The organism is Stenotrophomonas sp. BIO128-Bstrain, assembly GCF_030128875.1.
Classification (GTDB): Bacteria; Pseudomonadota; Gammaproteobacteria; order Xanthomonadales; family Xanthomonadaceae; genus Stenotrophomonas; species Stenotrophomonas bentonitica_A.
Genome location: NZ_CP124620.1, coordinates 793236 through 812502, shown reverse-complemented (window position 1 = coordinate 812502; position 19267 = coordinate 793236). Strand labels below are relative to the sequence as shown.

The following is a 19267-nucleotide window of genomic DNA, read 5'->3' as shown; positions in this document are numbered from 1 at the left end:
CGTCCGCCTTCAACGCCCCGCGCTTTCGCAGAACTTCTGCCGGTATTCCATTGCCTTGGGCATCAACGCCTGCAGGTTCTGGATGCGCGTGCCCGGGTTGGGATGCGTGGACGCGAATTCCGAGGTCGACTGCCCCCCACTGGCCTGCCCCATCCGCTCCCACAGCGGAATCGCTTCCTGCGGGTCGAAGCACGCTGCGGCGGCCAGCATCAGGCCCACTTCATCGGCCTGGGTTTCATGGCTGCGCGCATAGGGCAACAGGTAGCCGTAGCCCATCGCCGACATCATCATCTGCTGCTGTTGCGGGTCCATGCCGCTGGCGGCGCCGGCCATCTGCCCGATCTGGGTCATCTTCTGCTGCGCCATGCGCTGGGCCCCATGACGCAGCAAGGCATGCGCGATCTCATGCCCCATCACCACCGCCATCGCATCCACCGTACGCGCGACCGGAATCAACCCGGTATAGACCGCCATCTTGCCGCCCGGCAGGCAGAACGCATTGGCCTGGTCGGACGGAATCACGTTGACCTCCCATTCGAAGTCACGCGCGAAGTGCGCAGGCTTCAGTCCGTGTTCCTCGGCGAGCGCGGTTTCCACCACGTCCACCTTGGCGATCAAGCGCCGGGCGATCGCCTGGATCTCGCGCGACTGTGGCGCATTGGGATCCAACGGCCGCTCCTGGGCCAGGATTTCCTGGTAGGCCTGCAGGCCGAGCGCCTTCTCTTGGCTCGCATCGAGCGAGCTGTCGATCAACACGCTTTCGCCGGTGTACGGATCCACCGCACGGTTGGAGAACCAGTAGAACGCGGCATAGCCGGCGAAGGCCAGCAGTACCCACCAGCGGATGTTGCCGAACAGGCGCGGCCGCCGGGCGCGGCCCTGCTGCTGACCGCCGAATGGATCGTTGCGCATGCGCTTGCTTCCTGAGATGGCCGCGGCACCCTGCCCGACACTGCGCCAATCCTAGAACGCGCGGTGGGTGGCCGGGTGAAAATCCGGCCCGGCGCGCCGTTGGTCAGATACCGCGGACCAGGCGGAAGCCGATCCGGGCGCTGGTGGTGTCCGAGTCCTGCGACTGCCGCCACGCCGCGCGGGTCTGTGCCGGTGCGTTGGCCCAGTTGCCGCCACGGATCACCCGCTGCCGGCAGCCGGGGTTGAACCAGGCCACGCCATCTGCAGGTGCCCGCCGGTAACTGGCATGCCAGCAGTCGGCCACCCACTCGCTCAGGTTCCCGGCGATGTCGTGCAGGCCCCAGGGGTTGGGATCGAAGCTGCCCACCGGCGCCGGCCCCCAGTATCCATCGCCGTAGCCGACGAAGGCGTTGTACCAGTGCCGGCCGGAGGGTGAGACATCCTCGGCGCCGGTGAAATTGCCGGCACGCGCGGGCGGCGTGCCCGCATCGCCCCACGGGTAGCGGCCACTGCTGCCCGCGCGCAGCGCGTATTCGAATTCGGCCTCGCTGGGCAGCCGGTACGAGCGTCCGGTCTGTTCGGACAGCCAGGTCGCGTAATTCTCGGCATCGCGCACGCTGACGTGCATCACCGGCAGGTTCGCGATCGCCTCGGCGCCGTTGTAATCGGACTGCCAGTCCACGCCGCTGCGGCGGACGAAGTTGCCGCTGCGCTCGTCGTACACGATCGAATGGCCGCGCCGCGTGGCACGTGGGCGCGCCTTGGTGGCCTGCACGTAGCGGCGGAAATCGGCGACCGTCACTTCGGTGATCGACATCGCAAAGCCGCGCTCGAACCGCACGTAATGCGAGGGTTTCTCGGCATCGGTCGCGCCCAGTTCGTTCTCGGCGGCGCCCATCTGGAATCCGCCATGCGGCACCACGATCATCTGGGGCCCGCGGCCACCATCGCGCAGGGCATCGCTGAACACCTGCCGCGGCCGGAAGCTGCCGTAATGGGTGACCAGTTCGATGCGCTCGCGCAGCTGGCCCACGACCGGATCGCCGGGCAATGCGATGCGCAGGGCATCTTCCAGTTTCTGCCGCGCCGGCTTGAGACCCTGCGGCGTGGCCAGATCACGCAGGCCCTCGTTGCGCAGCCGCGCCAGGGTGTCAGAGCGGATGTTCTCGATGCGCTCGAAGGCATCGGCGATGGTGATCGAAGAGTCACGCACCTTGGCCGCTTCGGCCAGCCACGTCCCCGCGGTCGCAAAGTCAGTGGCCCGCGCGGCCGTTTCCGCACGCCGGATCAGTGCGCTCTCTGCCGCGGCCAGCCCCTGCCGGGCACGCGGATTGTCCGCATCCAGCGCCAGCGCCTCGCGGAAATTGGGGATGGCGCCATCGCCGTCTTCGCCGATGCGATCGGCACGCAGATCCTCTTCACCGGCGCGGTTGTAGGCCACCACGCGCTGGGCGATCTCCACCCGTGACTGCAGCTCACGTACCTTGGCATCGTCGGGCGCCAGGGTCAGCAGGACCAGGGCCATCTCGCTGGCCTGGGCCAGCGCCTCACGCTGCTTGAGCGGGCGGTCCAACAAGGCGGACGCTTCCTCCAGCAGACGCTGACGGGCGCGCTTCAGGCCGGCCTGGGCCACCCTGTCCTTGGGATCGCGCTCCAGCAGCGCCAGCCAGATCGGAATCGCATCCTCGGCGCTGCGGTACAGCCGGTCTTCCTCGAAGGCGCGCGCGGCGTCACGGCGTGCCTGCGCGGCTTCGCCGTCGACGAGGGTGACCGCAGGTGGCTGCCAGCGCTCCACCGTCTCGGCCGCATCCTCGCCACCGATGGTGACCTGCGCCACCGGTGCGCTGGGCGTGGGCCGCGGCGCAGCGGGCGTGGCCGCTGGGGTTGCCGGGGCGGGCGCAGGCGCGGGCGAACAGGCGGCCAGCACCCCCAGCAGTGCGGTGAACAGCAGCGGCAATGTGCCTGACGGTCGCAAATGGGGGTCCTTGGGGCATGGCATCGTCTTGCAGCGCCTGCGCCCTGCCGCACGCCGTGTGCCCCGGGTGCAGTCGCGTTCCAGGCGGCATGCCGCAGGTGCGGACAGGCGATCATCATAATCGCCACCGTCGCGGGCGGCGACCGCTGGCGGCCCGGGCGTTCATCGCACTGCGCAGGCATGCCGGCCGTGGCACGGGGTTAGGCTATCCTCCCCGACCTGAGCACCCCTTTGCAGTACATGGAATCCCACGTGGCTTACTGGATCAAAACCCCGGCGGAACTGGACGAGCGCTTCCGCCAGCGCCCCACCCGCATCGGCCTGGATACGGAGTTCATCCGCGAGCGTACCTACTGGCCGCAACTGGCCCTGGTACAGATGGCGGTCGGCGATGAAATCCTGCTGATCGACCCGCTGATCCCCGGCATGAACGAGGCCCTTGCCCCGTGGCTGACGGATACCTCGATCCTCAAGATCATGCACAGCGCCAGCGAAGACCTGGTCACCTTCAAGGTCGCCTGCGGCGTGCTGCCACGCCCGCTCTTCGACACCCAGATCGGCGCTGCGCTGGCCGGCATCGGCGGCGGCATGGGGTACCAGAAGCTGGTCACTGCGGTCACCGGCGTCACCCTGGCCAAGGGCGAGACCCGTTCGGACTGGATGCGCCGCCCGCTCTCGGAGGCACAGCTGGAGTATGCCGCCGACGACGTGGAGTACCTGTTCCAGATCCACGACACCATCGACGCACGCCTGGAAGAACTCGGCCGCCGCCAGTGGCTGCAGGACGATGCCGAGCGCCTGCTCGCCAGTGTGGAACACGATGAAGAGCGCTGGCCGCATGTGGCGATGCGCTCGGCGCAGTTCATGGATACCCCGGCACAGCTGCGCCTGCTGCGCTTGCTGCGCTGGCGCGACGTGCAGGCCCGTGCCAGCGACAAGCCGCGCAGCTGGGTGCTCGACAACGAACTGGCCGCCGTGCTGGCACGCACGCCGCCGGCCGATGTGGATGCGCTGTCCAAACTGATGGAAGGCTTCCCCAAGGCCCCGCGCAAACTCGCCGCGCAGGTCTGGCAGGCGCTGATCACCCCGCTTGCCGATGAAGCCGAAGCCCCTTTGGCGCTGCCGGCCAACGATGCCAACAAGCAGGCCCTCAAGCGGCTGCAGGATGCGGTCAGCGCGCGCAGTGCCGAACTTGGCCTGCCCGACGGCGTACTGGCCTCGCGCAAGCACCTGGAAAGCTACATCGAACGCCGCCAGTGGCCCACGGCGCTGGCCGGCTGGCGCCAGGCGCAGCTCGAGCCGATCCTGGCCCCTCTGCTGCCACCTGCCTGAAACGACAACGCCCCGCATCTGCGGGGCGTTGTCTTTTGGATCCGACGCACCGGTGCCGCAGCAGCGCGGCACCGGCGACGTGGGCCTTACCAGTTCATGTTGAGCGAAACGCCCACGGTGCGCGGTTCGTTGTAGACCGCAGCCATGTAGTTCTCGATCACACCCTTGAGGTTCTTCTCATTGGTGATGTTGCGCGCGAACAGCGCCACTTCCCAGGCACCGTAGTTGGCGGAGTAGCCCAGCTTCAGGCCGCCTTCGAAGCTGCCCTTGGAGTTGAATTCGGCCGAGTCGTACAGCACGAAGCTGGTGTAGCCCTGCTTGTTCCAGTCGGTGGAGACGAAGAACACATCGGCGTCATTGACCGGCATGTCGTAACGCGCGGCCAGGTTGATGTTGTACTTCGGTGCATTCGGCAGCGGGTTGCCGTTGATCTGCGCGAAAGTGTTGGCACCGACCTTGATGGTCGGGTCATTCACGGTGCACACCACGGCGCCGTTCAGGGCGCAGACCTGCGCGTACACGCGGTCGTCCTGGATCTTGCTGTGCAGCAGGCTGACGCCGGCGCTCAGGGCCAGGTTCGGGATCGGACGCAGTTCCATGTCCGCTTCCAGACCATACGCCTTGGCCTTGTCGGCATTGAAGAGCACGCCGTTGCCGTCCGAATCGTTGCCGTTGAGCTGGATGTCGTTGACCACATAGGTGAACGCAGCCGCGTTCACGCGCAGGCGGTTGTCCCACAGGCTGCTCTTGATGCCCGCTTCCCAGGACAGGATGGTTTCCGAGTTCGCCGTGGTGAAGTCGGCATTGAACACGGCCGAACGGCCCTGGATGGTCGGGCCGCGGAAGCCGCGGGCCACGCGCGCGTACACGCTCAGCTGCGGGTTGAACGCATACATCGCGCTCAAATCCCAGCTCGGCGTGGTGTCGGACATCTCCACGTAGGTGCGGCCCTTGTAGGTCACGGCACCGGCGGCGGTATCGGCGGTCTTGAGCAGGCGGGTCTTCTTCTCGTCCTTGGTCTGGCGCAGGCCGGCGGTCAGGGTGAACTTGTCGGTCACGTCATAGCTGACCTGGCCGAAGCCGGCCCAGGAGGTGTTGACGTTGCGCAGGCGCACCCAGTTGTTCGGGTTGCGCGCGTTGCCCTGCAGGAACCAGGCGCGCTGGTAGAAATCGGTGGTGTCGCGACCGTCGAAGTAGAACGCGCCGACCTGCCACTTCAGGCGGTTGTCATCGGCGTTGGCCAGGCGGAACTCCTGGGTCCACTGGTCCAGATCGCGGATCTGGCCCATCGACTGGCCGTAACCGTTCGGCACGCCGTTGACCGGGTAGTTCACGGCTGCGCCGCCGTCGGTGTCACCGCGGCTGTAGCCGGAGGTGGTTTCGTAGGCGGTGATCGAGGTCAGCGAGACGTTGCCGAAATCGTAGATGGCCTTCACCGAGCCGCCGTAGGTCTTGTAGGCCTGCGGGTTGTTGTCGGCTTCGTCGTAGGCGACCTGGTCGCGCGGCACGTCGGTCTTGTTGGAGCCCTTGGTCAGCGCGCTGCGCAGGAACAGGGTCGAGGTGCCGTCATAGTCGCGTGCGTGGGCCGAGGCCAGCAGCGAGAAGTTCTCGGTCGGCTGCAGCAGCAGCTGCGCGCGCACGTTGCGGTCGTCGAAGCCGCCCATGGCGTTCTTCTTCGGCGAGACCGTGCCATCGGCGCTGGGGCCGCGGTAGGTGTTGTCGACGTAATCATCGCGGTGCTGGTACAGCGCCGACACGCGGAACGAGGCGATATCGTTGATCGGGCCACCGAAGCCGCCGTCGACCGCCACGCTGCCGTAGGTACCGTAGCTGGCCTGCACGCGGCCGCTGTAGTCCTGGCTCGGCTTGATGGTGTCGAACTTGACGATGCCGGCGGTGGTGTTGCGGCCGAACAGCGTGCCCTGCGGGCCGCGCAGCACTTCGATCTGGTCCACGTCATAGACCGGGTTGGACTTCAGCACCACGTGCTCGAGCACCACGTCGTCCTGGATGATCGAGACCGGCTGCGAAGCACCCAGGTAGAAGTCGATGTTGCCCAGGCCGCGGATGTAGAAGCGCGGGAAGATGCGGCCGGTGGTGGTTTCAGCGTAGAAGCTGGGCACCTTGCCCGACAGTGCCAGCAGGGTGTCGTCGCCGCCGGCGGTGTAGTCGCGGATCTTCTCGCCCTGCACTACACCGACCGAGACCGGCACTTCCTGCAGGTTGCGCTCGCGGTGGTCGGCGGTAACGGTGATGGTGTCCAGCGAGGTCGCGCTGGCCGACTGCGCGTCCTGCGCCGAGGCGGCAGCGGACAACATCAGCGCAGCCGAAGCGCAGGCCAGCGCCAGGGCGTGGCGGCGCGGCAGCAGGGCGGTCGGCAGGGAACGGGAAAGAAGACGCGTCGACACAGGGGCGTGGCGTAGAGCGGGCATGCAGAGGTCTCTGGTAGTACAGATCGGGGCAGCCGGCGAGATGGCCGGGCACCATAGGAAATCGACACCGCTGTGGAGACAGCGATGCGGCACGGTATTGGCTGGATGTTGCAGATTGGTGTCAGGGCGTTCTGGGCGACGGCTGTCCGGCCCCCCTGGTCCACTGGCTATGCGGCCGCGTTTTCTGGCGCGGATTATGCCCGGCCCACGCGCGCGCCGGAAGGGCAGCGTTCGGGTTTGACGCCTACCCGGCCATCGGTCACATGTCGCCCGGCACTTGTCGCCCTGGCGGCGGCGAACACTGAACCGGTCATCCATGAGCAGGCCACTCGCTGGAGGATGCCCTGCGCGCGGCCACCGCCGGGATGGCGCAGTGGCTGGAGCAGGACGACGGGTTGAGCCTGTCCGAGACAGCGCAGGTGCTGGGTAGTCCGGTCAGCTTCGTGGTGGCCAACCTGGCCGGGCGCAGCGTCGGCGTGGCGGCCAAGCTGGACAAAGCCCTGCTGCGGCAGGTCGAACGGGCACCTGGCAGGACACCCGGCGCCGGCCCGTGACCCAGACCAGGCACCCCTTGGCAGGCAACGCCGGTCGGCGCTAGACTAGGCCCATCGCGAGGTACGGCCGAGGTCGGGTACGCCACGCAGTTGCACCACCCGTGGGGCCATAGCTCAGCTGGGAGAGCGCGTCGTTCGCATCGACGAGGTCAGGAGTTCGATCCTCCTTGGCTCCACCACTATTCAAGACAACGCCCCGGAAACCAGGTTTCCGGGGCGTTGTTGTTTCTGCAGGTTGCGCGGGTTGCTTACGCGCCCTCGGGATTGTCCTTGCGCTCCGGCCGGCGCGTGCCTGCATCGTGGATCGCCTGATCGGTCTGCGCCGGCCGCTGCTTGGCGGTTTCATCCTGCTTGCGGTCCTGCTGGCTCTCTTCGATGCCTTCCTGCTTGCCTTGTTCGCTGGGCTTGGTGTCTGCCATGGTTCTACTCACTGATGCGGGCACCGGGACGGCGCCTTCAACGGCAGACTAACCAGCCGATCGTGATGCACGAATCATGATCGTCGCGCTCCTGCACACGTCGCGCTCACGCGCGATACGCCGGTCAAGCCAGCTTGACCACCAGCTTGCCGAAGTTGCGCCCCTTGAGCAGCCCGAAGAATGCCTCGGGCGCGTTCTCCAGGCCCTCCACGATGTCTTCGCGATACTGCACGCGGCCGTCCTTCAGCCACTGCCCCATCTCGCGCAGGAACGCCGGGAAGAAGGCGTGCAGGTCGGACTGGATGAAGCCGCGCACGGTCAGGCGCTGGCGCAGCACCTGGCTCATGAAACCCGGCAGCCGGTCCGGCCCGGGCAGCACCGCGCCGCGCGCGTTGTAGGTGGCGATGGTGCCGCACACGGGAATGCGCGCGAAATCGTTGAGCAGCGGCGCGACCGCATCGAACACATGCCCGCCGACGTTCTCGAAGTAGACATCGATGCCGTCGGGCACCGCCGCGCGCAACTGCGCGGCGAAATCGTCGGCGCGGTGATCCAGCGCCACATCGAAGCCCAGTGTTTCCAGGTACGCGCGCTTCTGCTCGCCACCGGCAATGCCGACCGTGCGCGCCCCCTGCAGCTTGGCGATCTGCCCCACCGTTGCGCCCACCGGGCCACTGGCAGCCGCCACCACGAGGGTTTCGCCCGGCTGCGGCTTGCCGATTTCCTGCAGGCCCACGTACGCCGTGAATCCGGGCATGCCGTACACGCCCAGTGCAGTGCTGATCGGCAGGTCGTTGTCCTCGAGCTTGCGGCTGAGCTGATCGCCATGGATGACCGCGTGCGTCTGCCAGTTGCCCGGTGCCAGCACATGCTCGCCGATGGCGAAACCGGGATGGTTGGAGGCGAGCACTTCAGCAACGGTGCGCCCTTCCATCACCGCATCCAGCGCAACCGGTGCGGCGTAGGACGGCCCCTCCTCCATGCGACCACGCATGTAGGGATCCAGCGACAGATAGCGATTGCGCAGCAGCACCTCGCCCGGGCCAGGCGCGGGCACCGGCACGTGCTCGATACGGAAGTTGGATGAGACGGGAGCACCGTTCGGGCGAGAAGCGAGCACGATGCGGGTGTTGGTGAGCGCGTTCATCAGCGGATCGCTCCGGGGAGACGGAAAAGGAATCCCGACAGTACGCCGTCCGGGCACGTGCGGGCGGGGGGTAAAACAGCGTTCCATCGGTGCAGGACGACGCGGCTGTGCAATCACCTTGTGCGACAGGGACCGATCGTCCCGATGGCGTCACAGCATTCCATCCGTACGCTGCACCGCGCATGCGTTGCCCGCGCCGCCGGCCAGGGCGCATGATCGCGTCATGAACGTTCCCGCTTCCCGCCGACGCCGCTACCTGCTGCCCGGGTTGATGTCCGCCACCACCGTGTTCGGCCTGGCATGCTGGGCAATCCTGGCGACCGAGCCCGGCTGCCTGGCCGCGCAGGGCCATTGGTCGTCCGGTGCAGGCAAGTGCCACACGCGCCTGTGCCTGCTGCAGGGCGACTGCGGCGAGATGGCTTCACCCATCGTGGCATGCAACAAGGTGCAGGTCGGCGACAGCCGTGGCCGCGTGTACTTCCACCTGGGCAATCCCCTGCCCGGTGCAGGGGCCGAAGCGGAGTGGCCCGCAGGCAAAGCCGACAACGGCATGATCCGCGCACGCTTCGAGGATGACCGCCTGGTCAGCCTGGCCTGCCCGGTCACGCCGTAGGGCGTGCGCGCCTCCATTGCAGCGGGCTCATGCCCATCTCGATCCGGAACATGTAGTTGAACGCCGACGCCGAGGCATAGCCCAGCTCGTGCGCGATTACCGTGGGCGAACGCCCCTGCGCCAGCCACTCGATGGCGCGCAGCAGGCGCAGCCGCAACCGCCACTCACGCAGGCGCATGCCGGTCTCGCGTTCAAAGTGGCGCGCCAGGGTACGCGGCGATGCACCCAGCAAGGGCGCCCAGTCCTCCACGCTGCGGGTATCGGCGGGTTGCTCGTACAGCGCCTGGCACCAGCGCTGCAGGCGCGCATCCTGCGGCCACGGCAGGTGCCGGGTGTGCTGCCGCTGGCGCGGCAACTGCGCAGTGATCAGGGTGCACAACGTGGCGTAGTAGGTGCGGTCGTGATCGGGCACGGTGCGATCGAGTTCAATGATCAGTTCGCGCAGCAGCGGTGACACATCGAGTACCACGCAATGCGTGGGCATACCCAGTTCCGGCCCATCGGCCACGTAAAGATTGCGGAACGCCGAGGTGTTCAACGCGCCCGTGTGATGGAGCGTGCCGGTCGGCACCCACAGCGCCTGCTGCGGGGTGATCACGTGACGTGCCTGCCCGGCGCTGGCCTGCAGCACACCCGTGCTGGCATGGACCAGCTGGTTCCAGCCGTGCACGTGCGGCGGGAAGCGCTCGCCGGCCTCCAGTCGCTGGCTGCGCGCCACCACCGGCCAGGGCAGACGCCGCAGCGGCGGCACCGGAACTTCGCGCCAACCCGGGGCAGTGGATTCAACCATGGCCATGTGACGTCTCATCGACAGGATGGGTCATTCTATCGAAAGACGCGATCACCTCCGTCCACGACGATGGGCCCTCCCCGCTGCCCTCCACATCCATGTCCCTCACGGTCCCACCTCCCCGCCGCGCCTGGCAGGTCATCACGGCCGGCATCTGCGCGCTGGTACTCACGGTTGGCCTGGCGCGCTTTGCCTACACCCCGCTGCTGCCGGTGATGCGGCTCGACGCCGGGCTCACGGCCGCCGCCGGCGGCTGGCTGGCAACGTTCAACTATCTGGGCTACCTGGCCGGCACCGTGCTGGTCGCCCGGGTCGGCGACATGCAACTGAAATTCCGCTTCTACCGCATCGGACTGGTCCTGGCAGTGGTATCCACCGGCCTGATGGGCACCACCACGGACATGGCCTTCTGGGGCGTGCTGCGCTTCGTGGCCGGCCTGTCCAGCACCGCCGGCCTGCTGCTCGCCTCCGGGCTGGTGCTCAACTGGCTGCTCGCCCATCAGCGCCGCCCACAGCTCGGCCTGCACTTCGCCGGCCTCGGGGTGGGGATCGCGGTCTCGGGCCTGGCAGCTGCGGCGATGGCCGATCAACTGGCGTCCTCCCGGCAGTGGATCGCCCTGGGCACCCTCGCGGTGGTGTTCCTGATCCCGGCCTGGGCATGGATGCCGCCGCCGGCAGCGATCTCCAGCACGACGGGTGCCAACGCTCCCCCGCCACCCGGGCGGCGCTGGCGCTGGCTGCTGATCGCCTCGTACTTCTGCGCGGGGGTCGGCTTCGTGGTCAGCGCGACCTTCATCGTCGCCATCCTGGTGCAGACCCCTGCCTTCGCCAGCCACGGCAGTTGGGTGTGGATGCTGGTCGGCCTCACCGCCATCCCCTCGACGTTTGCCTGGGACCGGCTGTCTAACCGGCTCGGCCTGATCCGTGCATTGATGCTCGCGTATGCGTTGCAGGCCACGTCCTTCGTATTGCCCTTGCTGGATGGCGGGCTGTGGGCCGGCGCGGCCAGCGCGGTGCTGTTCGGCCTGACCTTCGCCGGCATCGTCAGCCTGACCCTGACCGTGGTCGGTCGCCACTACCCGCACAATCCTGCCAAGGCGATGGCGACGTTGACGCTGAGTTACGGCGTCGCCCAGATCATCGCCCCCGCGATCGCCGGCACGCTGGCGCGCGACAGCGGCAGCTACCAGGGCGCATTGGTGCTGGCGGCGATCATGATGGTGATCGGCATCGTGCTGTTGTGGTGCATGCCCAACGACGCACGATCCACCCCGGGCTGATCAACTGCACCGGCGCAACGCATCCGCCTGAACCGACGTTCATGCGCTTCGGTGATGTGCTCGAGCCCGGTGGATCAAGCACTTGGATGTGGGCGGACAAGGGTTTGGAAACAAATGTGAAATTTTTTTCGCGAAACGCTTGCCGAACCCCTCATACCTCCGTATTATTCGCGTCCTCGCCAGCGGCAACGCAGCGATGAAGTGGCCGGGTAGCTCAGTTGGTAGAGCAGGGGATTGAAAATCCCCGTGTCGGCGGTTCGATTCCGTCCCCGGCCACCACTTTTTAAGGGCTCGCAGCGATGCGGGCCTTTTTCTTTTTGCCTGTTGCACGGAATTTGCACGGATTGCAGAAGGAGTCATGCGACTTGCTCGTCATCGACCGGGAGCAATCGCGCGGCGATGCCATCAAATTTCGCGGCCTCTGTTCGCAGACGATCAGCCCCGCGCCGGCGTGTCGCCCTAGCTCGCCAGTCGCCGCTGTGATTTCTGTCCAGGTCGTCGGCCTGCTGCCATAGCGAAGCCGCCCTCGCACGCGCCCAGCGCGCCTTGCCGATGCTCTTCTGATCCATGCAGCCACTGTCGCCGCCGGCGGTCGCACACGCCGATACGGAGGCAACGTCGGCTGACTGGCGCTACAGCTTCGGGTTCGGAATCGCGTCCAGTCGTCTCTGCTGTTGGATCTCGGTGCGGGAGAGCTTGCGGGCCGGCTCGTCGTTCGCCACCAGCCGTGCCACAGCCTCCCTCAGAGGCACTCCCTCCAGTACCCGGGCCGCACACCACCGCTCAGCGTAGCGTTTGCCCTGACGCACGCTGGCCGCCCTGACCTCCTTGTCTTCCCACAGTTTCCTGCAGGCCAGGACGACACGGACCCCGTGGGAATCAGGCTGCACGCTGGCGATCTGACGATTTCTCCACCACAGCCCCCAGTGCTCGCCGTACTGCACCCAGCCTCGAGGCTGAGGGGCGGTCATGAATCCGGTGAAGTTGCAGGGCGGGAGCATGGGCGCAGGATACGGGCCGGGGTCTCAGATTCCGCGACGCCGCGTCAGGGCCGTGCAAAGGTGCCGGCGGGGCGCTGCTCAGGCTCCCCAGCACCCGGGCTGAGCTGCCTGCGGCTCCCGGATCCGGCGAGCACAGTTTGCCCTGACCCGCCCTGCCGCGGCACAGGGCGACTGCCCGGCCTAGTGTGGGGATCGGCCGCCCCCGCCCGTCGGAGTGCAGGCCGCGCGAAGGCCCGGGGCACCGCGAAGGGGTATGGTTCGGCCATGTGCGGCCGATTCGTCCAGCTCCCGATCCGAAACGCTGACACCCTGGGCTTCCCCCAGCTGGTCGGCGACCTGATGTCGATTCCAGAGAGCTACAACCTGGCGCCGACGCAGCGCGCGTCCGTGATCCTCGATCGCGGCACCGGCCTACAGGTCACCCGCCTGTCGTGGGGCCTACTCCCCTTCTGGGCCAAGGCCAAGAAGCTGCAGGGCTCCACGATCAATGCGCGCATCGAGACGGTGGCCACCAAGCCGGCCTTCCGGTCGGCGTTCAAGAAGCGCCGGTGCCTGATACCCATGGCCGGGTACTACGAGTGGTCGGTCAACGCGGAGGACGGCAAGAAGGATCCTTGGTTCATTCACGCGGCCAGACCGCTGCTGGCGGCCGGCCTGTGGGAAGACACCAGTCCCCTGCTCGAACCGGACAACCTGGGCACGTTCACCGTGATCACTGGCGACAGCAGCGGCGTGTCGGCCGACATCCACGACCGCATGCCGGTGTGGCTGACGGCCGGCCAGGCCGATGAGTGGCTGGCGGCCGAGCCCGACGAAGCGATGGCGATGCTGCTGGCCAGCGAACCGCCGGCGATGGAGGCCTATCGCGTCAGCCGGGCAGTGAACACACCCCGGAACAACACCGATGCCCTACTACAGGCCATCTGACCACCCACTGGGGTCAAATGCTGGCGCCGGCCCTTGTACCAGCCCTGCTCTTAATCCTGTCCACCATGCTCAAGAGCCAGCTGAAGTCAAACGCCCACGGGAAGATTCGTCCGGCTGCAGCGCACGCAACCGAGATGACAAGCGCTAGAACCGACACCGCCACGACCTTTACAGAAAGCTGGAGCGTTGCAATCAGAGCGATTATGCCGAATGCGTACATCGCCTTCAGGACGTAGATGTGCCCAATGAAGATCGCAAGTGACTGGCGCCCGAGCGCCGCGAGCCTAGCCGAATCCGGGATCAACATGAAGACGGCAGCGGCCCCAATCACACCCAGTGCGAGCTGCGCAGCACGCAGTGCAAGGCCCTGCCCCGGGCTGACTCCGAACCCCTCGTAAGGCGTGTGCGCCCATAGCCACTGAAGGGAAACTCCGCGGGAAAGGTATGCGGCAGCACCTATGGCAACAAGCATGGCAACAGCGGCGATAGGCCTTGGCGACGGAAGCCTAGGCCCGCCACCCTTGGCGAACACGTGGCCTAGAACGAAGAACGGGAGCAGCGAGGCTGTCCGCCCTATCGACCAGGAATGGTTGAACTCAGGGGCCAAGCCGGAAAGCAAGCTGATGCATATGGCCACGAAGACAGGCGCACCCGTGGCAACCATCACAGGAAGCAGAAGCCGCCAGCAGAACAGGCTCACCAGATACCAAAGCGCCCAGTAGGGGTTGCTGATCTGGTAGGAAAAAGGCTCATTGCCGAGCACTGAGACCATCCCATTCGTGGCCAGCTGATGGGCCAAATAGGGAAGAACCACGAAAGAGACAAGCGCTCTTGCGCGTCTCACATCAAGGACGTCAGCACACACCAGTCCGGAAAGAAACACGAACGCCGGCATGTGGAACATGTAGATCCATCGATACACCACCTGGCCTGAGTCCAATGGCAACCACTCGATCAGATGACCTGCAACGACCAGCACCATGAGCACGAATTTCGCTGCGTCGATCCTTGTGTTACGCATACTTCCCCCTTCCTGAGGGGCGAATTCTAACCCAGGGCACATCCGTGTGCCCGGGTTGCTCAGGAGATCCGGGCAGCCCAGTGGTACTTCCCAGGGCCTCCGCCGATCGAGTTCACTGTAAAACCGTCCCGATCCAAACTTTCGATTCTGAGGTCTGCGGCACCGCCAATGGGGCTGATGAGGGGCTGAGGCACTTGGTTGCACGGGAAGGGGAACACAACCTCGGCACCAACATCGGCAATCCCTCCCATCTCGTTGTAGAGCGGGAACAGGCACCACCAGTACTCGCCACTATGCCGCCCTCCAGCCAAGAGGTAGCGACCACCGAAAATGCAGCAGTCTTCCGTCTCAATATCGTTCCGCGTCCCGTCCCGCTTGATGGCATCGTAGCGGAACTTTCGGCCGGTACGGAAAGTCCCGTTCTCTCGCATGGATACCTCGATCACCTCCAGCGCTTGGGAGGTCGATGTGATTCCGTAGTAGAGCTTTCCATCGTGGAAGCACATGCCTTGCGAAACGTTGTACTCCTTGCCTGTGTACACCTGATACACGAAGGCTGTGCCGTTGTACTCGTTATCTGAAAGACCAGGAATGAACGTGCCCCACCTCGTCAAATCGGTCCCAGTGCTGTCACTGAAGTCATTGGAGCCCATACCGAGCACAACCTTGAAGATGCGGTGGGCGTAAGTCCCCTGACCGGTCATCAAGTAGATGACGTGGTCTGCCTCTCCCCAGCAGCAGACCGCTCCGCTCCCGCCGATCTCCTTTGTCACTATGCCGCCGGGACCACGAACGAAGAATTCGATCGAGACTCGGGGCGTGCCGACGGGATCGTTGAAGTTGAGGAATGCTCCCTCGGAGTAGCTAGTCGCATCAAGAAGCAGGTCGATTCGTGGAAGCACACTGGTGGAGCTTTCCCCGTTACCCATCAGCAACACGCCATTCCGCGAGTTGAAGTCGGCCGTCGCAACATGGCCGAAGTTGTGGGTCAGGTTTCCGGCACCGCCGAATCCACCCTCAAGGTCCGCCCAGTACCGGATGATATTGGCCGGTGCGCTATGGTCGGCCGGAGCGGCATCAAAGGACCAGACTCGGTCCCTAACGATGGTGAGGCCTTGCGCGGAGAATTTGCCACGAACAACGATGCAGCGGCTTTCCGTACTGTCAGCCTGGCTATCGGCCAACGAGTACTGGGGGGTGCGGGCCTCATTCACCAACGGCAGCATTTCGCCCGATACAAATGCGCCGTTCTTGCGCATCAGGAGAGTAGCGAACTGGGACGGACGAGCAGCGTTGTTTCCGATCTTCCGGACGGTGTTTGTGTCCCAATCCCAGATCAGCACTTCATTGTCAGCAAAACTCCAGGTCGTCGTAATAGCTCCAGTCGTGCCGGGGCTGATCTGCTTGATGTTTGAGCCGTTCCAGCCCAAAGCGAACATCGTCAACCCCGTGACCGACACGGTGGCTCCATCCACGGAAATCGGCGAAGCGCCGCTGCCATCACGAGAGAAGGTGATATGCGAATAGAGGAGCTTAGTGCGCGAGTTCACGACCGACAGTGCGGCGTGGTCCCCGATCGCGTTGAATGAGTTTCGCGTATGAGCCAGATGTCCCACGGTGGAATAACCACCGCTACGGCAGTTCGTCATCAGCACGTGCGGCATCGGCTTACTGCCGTTGTTGGGGTATACAGCGATGACGTTCTGAACCAAATCCCATAGGAGAACAGAGTTCACCGGGATGCTGAACGGAGCCGCGTACGTCCCTGCGGCAATAGTTTGAAGCTGCTTCCCACTTGCTGCGACGAGAAAAAGCGCTGATGCCGCTAGGTTGACACTCATTGGCACAACACCCGACGAAATCATTCCGTCCGTGTACCACGGTGAAACCACAAGCTGAGATTCACGAAGGTCGTCAGCCATCCTCAGGATGACTCCCTGCAACAAGCCGGAGACGATCTGTCCAAACTTGTTGTAGGCAAGCAAAGCATAGCTGGCGGGGCGAGCAGAAAAATTGTTCTGCACCGCCATTTCATTCGTAGTGAAGTCCCAGATCAGCACTTGACCAACGCCCACGGCATAGACCGTATCCGACGCCAATGAAATCTCTCGATGGACGGTCACGCCACCGCGGCGGTCTCGGATGCCGATGGCGCCAGCAGAGAAGTGGAGATTGAGAAGACCTCCACTGCCGGGTACGAAGCCCTTGAAGAATGAACTTCCAGAACCAGACCCATTCAGCGTGGTGGTGATCAGTTCCAGCTGCAGGTCGACCTGTGAGTAATCGGATTTATCCAGCAGCAGGTCGCCACGCAGCCACTCCCATCCAGTCCTAGCAGAGGATCTCCTAACGAATCGACCATAGTTGGGGACAACCTGTCCTCCCGGCTTCACAGGATCTACATGCGATCCCGGGTCGGTAGCCATCGAAATATCCGCCTGCGCGCCGATCGGCTGGCTGATGCCTGGTTCGACGGAGATGAGGCGCGACCATGTCGATTCCCCGATGGCCCCCCCCGCCTGACCCGATTTAAGCGCCTCAACTTCGGCCGGGAGCCCGGATGCTTCGATCTGCCCCCCCACGAACACCTTCAGGACCGAAGCCGGGGCCTGAGCGTTCATGCCGTCTTGCAGTACCGCCAGCTTCGTACCCGCCCCAATCGCCGAAATGTCCTGATACTGGCTGAGCTCTTTCTCTGCCACGGTGTTACCCCTTTCCAATAAGTTGATAGCCGTCACGCCCGAGCAGGGGCACGCCGTCGCTGCCGATCAGCAGCTGCAGATACTTGGAGGTATCAAATTCGAAGGAATCGCCCGCCTCATAGGTTCGGAACTCCAAGGCCACGCCGGCGGCCGACGGCACCCACTGACCTACGTTCCCGAGGAAATAGTCGTCCTCCGTAGCCTTGCGGCCGATGTGCACCCGGATTCGCGCATTTCCCAGGTCTTCGACCGCGATCCGATCTACGGCGAACAGCACACGCAAAGCGCCTTCGATCTGGGCCGCAGTACCGAAGCCGCTGTCCACCAGGATCTTCCAGCGCAACAGCCGCCGATAGTTCTCGTCGTCGAGGGTGGATCCGCCGGTGAACAGGCCCGCACCCACCCGATACATGGGGAACTCCCCGAACCCGCCGATGTTCGGCTGCCCCTGAAAGCCGAAATGCCAGATGGCCCGCGTGTTTGTGATGCGACGCGGTCGGTCCAGCAAATCCCCGAGTCCGTCCAGTTGCGCCCCGACAGCGGCGTCCAGCCAGCGATCGTCGCGCAGCTGTTTCAACGCCCCCTGCACCGTCGTGAACGGTTGCAGCAGCGCCATGACCACCGACCGGAGCCGCGGCGAGTCCTTGAACTGCGCGGTCCAGTTGGACCAGGCAATGCGTCCATGGTCCTGGTCAAGATCCATTGCTCACCTCGACCCGGCTGGCATCAAACATTGCGCGCTGCTGCGGCTGGATGGTGATGTTGGCCGCGTGGTAAGCGCCAGGCGCCGGCGCGATCGCCGGATCCGTGGACGTCGCGAAGGTCAGATTGGCGTAGGCGACCCCCGGGACCGAGTAGACGGCCCTGAAGAACGACTGCCACACCACGTCATCGCCGATCTCGAGCTGACCACCGAACGCTGCCAGACCCTCCTCGATGTCGACCAGGCCGGCATCGGGGAAAGCTTGCTCGCCGGGGTCAAGCAGCGTGATGTCCGCCTTGATCCAGACATAGACGGGCACGGGTCGATCAAACCGCACGACGGTCTGGAGGCCCAGGGCACCGATGACCGGCACGGCAAAAGCACCGTGCGTGTCGATGCCGGCGGCCTTCGCATCGTAGATCGCCTGGGCGATCTCCACGTCCAGCCCGCCTTCTGCGATGACATGAACCGAGTGGGGCGGCCGGCGCGACATGTCCGTGTAGTCGCCAGTGTTCTCGTAGGCGACCACGTTGGTCACCCCGGCGGCCTTGGACCGGACATGGGCGATGATCGCCCGCAGCGTGGCGCCGCCGAGCGCATACAGACCGGTGCCGTACCGATTGCGCAGCGAAGAGTCGCTCTCCGCGATCGCGCCCGAGGATGCCGGCGAGGGATTGGTCACCGCGGCCCAACCGCTCACCACCGTCAGGATCTCCGTCAGCGTGTCAGGTTCCGCGCCCAGCGTGGAAGGATTGAGGGATTCCGCCAGAGCCGGGCTACCGAGGCCGGTGACCCGCAGGTTTGGCGTAATGCCAAGTGGGAAGCCCGTTCCCGCCGGTGCGGTCAGCTGCAGCTCGGCGCCGGTGGCCACCACGGTGATCGTGGTATCCGTGATTGCGGCGGCGATACCCAGGAGGATCTGCGTCGTGCTCTCGCCGATACCCGCCGCGTAGCTGTAGGGGACGCCATCGATGTAGATCGTGTAGGTGCCCGCCGCCGGCGCGCCGACCAGCCCGATCGTGGCACGCGCCGTGTTGGACCGGGTGATGCGCACCTCGTCGCCGAGTTGCCACACCTCCTGAGTCTCGACATTTCGGAGCTGCGAGCCAGCCGGCACCGTCGTGCCCCCCTCGCCGAACAGCACCACATAACCGCGGGAGCTGGTCGCCCCTTCGCGGACAACGCCGGTCAGGGACACGGCATTGTCCAGATTCACGCCACTGGCAGTGCTGGGGTACATGGCGCCGTAGACGCCCTCGGCCAGCTCCCAGACCGCTGCCTCGCGCTCAGCGAAGGTATCGATCAAGATGCCGAGCACGGAATCCGGCCGGGTCTCGATGTCACCGGACAGGCCGGCTACCTGAAGATTGTTCCGCAGCGCCGCGATGATCTCCGGCCGAATGTCGGCCAGGCGCTTGCGGATGAAGCCGGCGGGTGTAACGCCGAAGTCGGCCATGTA

At 65.4% G+C, this 19267-nt stretch carries 15 protein-coding genes and 2 tRNA genes; 7 read left to right on the top strand and 10 right to left on the bottom strand.

All coding sequences use genetic code 11. The annotated features are described in order from the left end of the window. Positions 1–9 precede the first annotated feature (9 nt). A complete protein-coding gene (locus tag POS15_RS03680; protein WP_284129011.1) occupies positions 10–912 on the bottom strand; it encodes a M48 family metallopeptidase in 903 nt (300 codons plus the stop codon). A gap of 103 nt (positions 913–1015) precedes the next feature. Then, positions 1016–2887 carry a formylglycine-generating enzyme family protein gene (locus tag POS15_RS03675; RefSeq protein WP_284129010.1) on the bottom strand — a complete coding sequence of 624 codons (1872 nt, stop codon included), beginning with the start codon at positions 2885–2887 and terminating at the stop codon, positions 1016–1018. Between the two features lie 252 nt (positions 2888–3139). Between POS15_RS03675 and rnd the strand changes: the two genes are divergently transcribed. Then, positions 3140–4219 (top strand): ribonuclease D, encoded by a 1080-nt coding sequence (rnd, locus tag POS15_RS03670; RefSeq protein ID WP_070471061.1) that lies wholly within the window; start codon positions 3140–3142, stop codon positions 4217–4219. Between the two features lie 86 nt (positions 4220–4305). On the opposite strand, the gene POS15_RS03665 is transcribed toward rnd, so the two are convergent. Next, positions 4306–6651 carry a TonB-dependent receptor gene (locus tag POS15_RS03665; protein WP_046273219.1) on the bottom strand — a complete coding sequence of 782 codons (2346 nt, stop codon included), beginning with the start codon at positions 6649–6651 and terminating at the stop codon, positions 4306–4308. 365 nt (positions 6652–7016) lie between these two features. Here POS15_RS03665 and POS15_RS03660 point away from each other — a divergent pair, with 365 nt between their 5' ends. Both POS15_RS03660 and POS15_RS03655 read left to right on the top strand, forming a co-directional pair. Beyond that, entirely contained in the window at positions 7017–7205 is a 189-nt protein-coding gene (locus POS15_RS03660; protein ID WP_019182798.1) for a hypothetical protein, read from the top strand. A gap of 103 nt (positions 7206–7308) precedes the next feature. Beyond that, a tRNA-Ala gene (locus POS15_RS03655) sits at positions 7309–7384 on the top strand. Between the two features lie 69 nt (positions 7385–7453). Here POS15_RS03655 and POS15_RS03650 read toward each other — a convergent pair. Both POS15_RS03650 and POS15_RS03645 read right to left on the bottom strand, forming a co-directional pair. Then, positions 7454–7624: a hypothetical protein gene (locus POS15_RS03650; protein ID WP_019182797.1), complete on the bottom strand. Its 171-nt coding sequence runs from the start codon at positions 7622–7624 to the stop codon at positions 7454–7456. Positions 7625–7748: 124 nt separating this feature from the next. Then, positions 7749–8771 carry an NADP-dependent oxidoreductase gene (locus tag POS15_RS03645; protein WP_284129009.1) on the bottom strand — a complete coding sequence of 341 codons (1023 nt, stop codon included), beginning with the start codon at positions 8769–8771 and terminating at the stop codon, positions 7749–7751. A 223-nt stretch (positions 8772–8994) separates the two neighbouring features. On the opposite strand from POS15_RS03645, the gene POS15_RS03640 reads away from it, so the two are divergent. Further along, entirely contained in the window at positions 8995–9384 is a 390-nt protein-coding gene (locus tag POS15_RS03640) for a hypothetical protein (RefSeq protein WP_046273221.1), read from the top strand. On the opposite strand, the gene POS15_RS03635 is transcribed toward POS15_RS03640, so the two are convergent. After that, entirely contained in the window at positions 9374–10180 is an 807-nt protein-coding gene (locus tag POS15_RS03635) for a helix-turn-helix transcriptional regulator (protein ID WP_052727519.1), read from the bottom strand. The genes POS15_RS03640 and POS15_RS03635 overlap by 11 nt on opposite strands. A 92-nt stretch (positions 10181–10272) precedes the next feature. On the opposite strand from POS15_RS03635, the gene POS15_RS03630 reads away from it, so the two are divergent. The 3 genes from POS15_RS03630 (at position 10273) to POS15_RS03620 (ending at position 13382) form a co-directional block, all read left to right on the top strand. Continuing rightward, positions 10273–11454, top strand: coding sequence for a YbfB/YjiJ family MFS transporter (locus POS15_RS03630; RefSeq protein WP_046273222.1), 1182 nt, complete (start codon positions 10273–10275; stop codon positions 11452–11454). A 203-nt stretch (positions 11455–11657) separates the two neighbouring features. Beyond that, positions 11658–11733 (top strand) — tRNA-Phe (locus POS15_RS03625). A 986-nt stretch (positions 11734–12719) separates the two neighbouring features. Next, a complete protein-coding gene (locus POS15_RS03620; RefSeq protein ID WP_284129008.1) occupies positions 12720–13382 on the top strand; it encodes an SOS response-associated peptidase in 663 nt (220 codons plus the stop codon). Between the two features lie 13 nt (positions 13383–13395). Here the strand turns inward: POS15_RS03620 and POS15_RS03615 are convergent, their stop codons facing one another. The 4 genes from POS15_RS03615 to POS15_RS03600 form a co-directional block, all read right to left on the bottom strand. Then, positions 13396–14370, bottom strand: a complete 975-nt coding sequence (locus POS15_RS03615) for a hypothetical protein (protein ID WP_284129007.1) — start codon at positions 14368–14370, stop codon at positions 13396–13398. Between the two features lie 92 nt (positions 14371–14462). After that, positions 14463–17105 (bottom strand): hypothetical protein, encoded by a 2643-nt coding sequence (locus POS15_RS03610; protein ID WP_284129006.1) that lies wholly within the window; start codon positions 17103–17105, stop codon positions 14463–14465. Positions 17106–17109: 4 nt separating this feature from the next. Then, the gene (locus POS15_RS03605; protein WP_284129005.1) at positions 17110–17808 is read right to left on the bottom strand and encodes a DUF2612 domain-containing protein; all 699 of its coding nucleotides are present in this window, start codon (positions 17806–17808) and stop codon (positions 17110–17112) included. After that, positions 17798–19264 (bottom strand): hypothetical protein, encoded by a 1467-nt coding sequence (locus POS15_RS03600; RefSeq protein ID WP_284129004.1) that lies wholly within the window; start codon positions 19262–19264, stop codon positions 17798–17800. The genes POS15_RS03605 and POS15_RS03600 overlap by 11 nt, the downstream gene beginning before the upstream one ends. Positions 19265–19267 lie beyond the last annotated feature (3 nt).

Excerpts from the sequence above, each read along its gene's own strand:
- POS15_RS03680 (WP_284129011.1), bottom strand. The coding sequence starts at position 912 with ATGCGCAACGATCCATTCGGCGGTCAGCAGCAGGGCCGCGCCCGGCGG.
- POS15_RS03665 (WP_046273219.1), bottom strand. The coding sequence starts at position 6,651 with ATGCCCGCTCTACGCCACGCCCCTGTGTCGACGCGTCTTCTTTCCCGT.
- POS15_RS03660 (WP_019182798.1), top strand. The coding sequence starts at position 7,017 with ATGGCGCAGTGGCTGGAGCAGGACGACGGGTTGAGCCTGTCCGAGACA.
- POS15_RS03650 (WP_019182797.1), bottom strand. The coding sequence starts at position 7,624 with ATGGCAGACACCAAGCCCAGCGAACAAGGCAAGCAGGAAGGCATCGAA.
- POS15_RS03645 (WP_284129009.1), bottom strand. The coding sequence starts at position 8,771 with ATGAACGCGCTCACCAACACCCGCATCGTGCTCGCTTCTCGCCCGAAC.
- POS15_RS03640 (WP_046273221.1), top strand. The coding sequence starts at position 8,995 with ATGAACGTTCCCGCTTCCCGCCGACGCCGCTACCTGCTGCCCGGGTTG.
- POS15_RS03635 (WP_052727519.1), bottom strand. The coding sequence starts at position 10,180 with ATGGCCATGGTTGAATCCACTGCCCCGGGTTGGCGCGAAGTTCCGGTG.
- POS15_RS03630 (WP_046273222.1), top strand. The coding sequence starts at position 10,273 with ATGTCCCTCACGGTCCCACCTCCCCGCCGCGCCTGGCAGGTCATCACG.
- POS15_RS03620 (WP_284129008.1), top strand. The coding sequence starts at position 12,720 with ATGTGCGGCCGATTCGTCCAGCTCCCGATCCGAAACGCTGACACCCTG.
- POS15_RS03605 (WP_284129005.1), bottom strand. The coding sequence starts at position 17,808 with ATGGATCTTGACCAGGACCATGGACGCATTGCCTGGTCCAACTGGACC.
- POS15_RS03600 (WP_284129004.1), bottom strand. The coding sequence starts at position 19,264 with ATGGCCGACTTCGGCGTTACACCCGCCGGCTTCATCCGCAAGCGCCTG.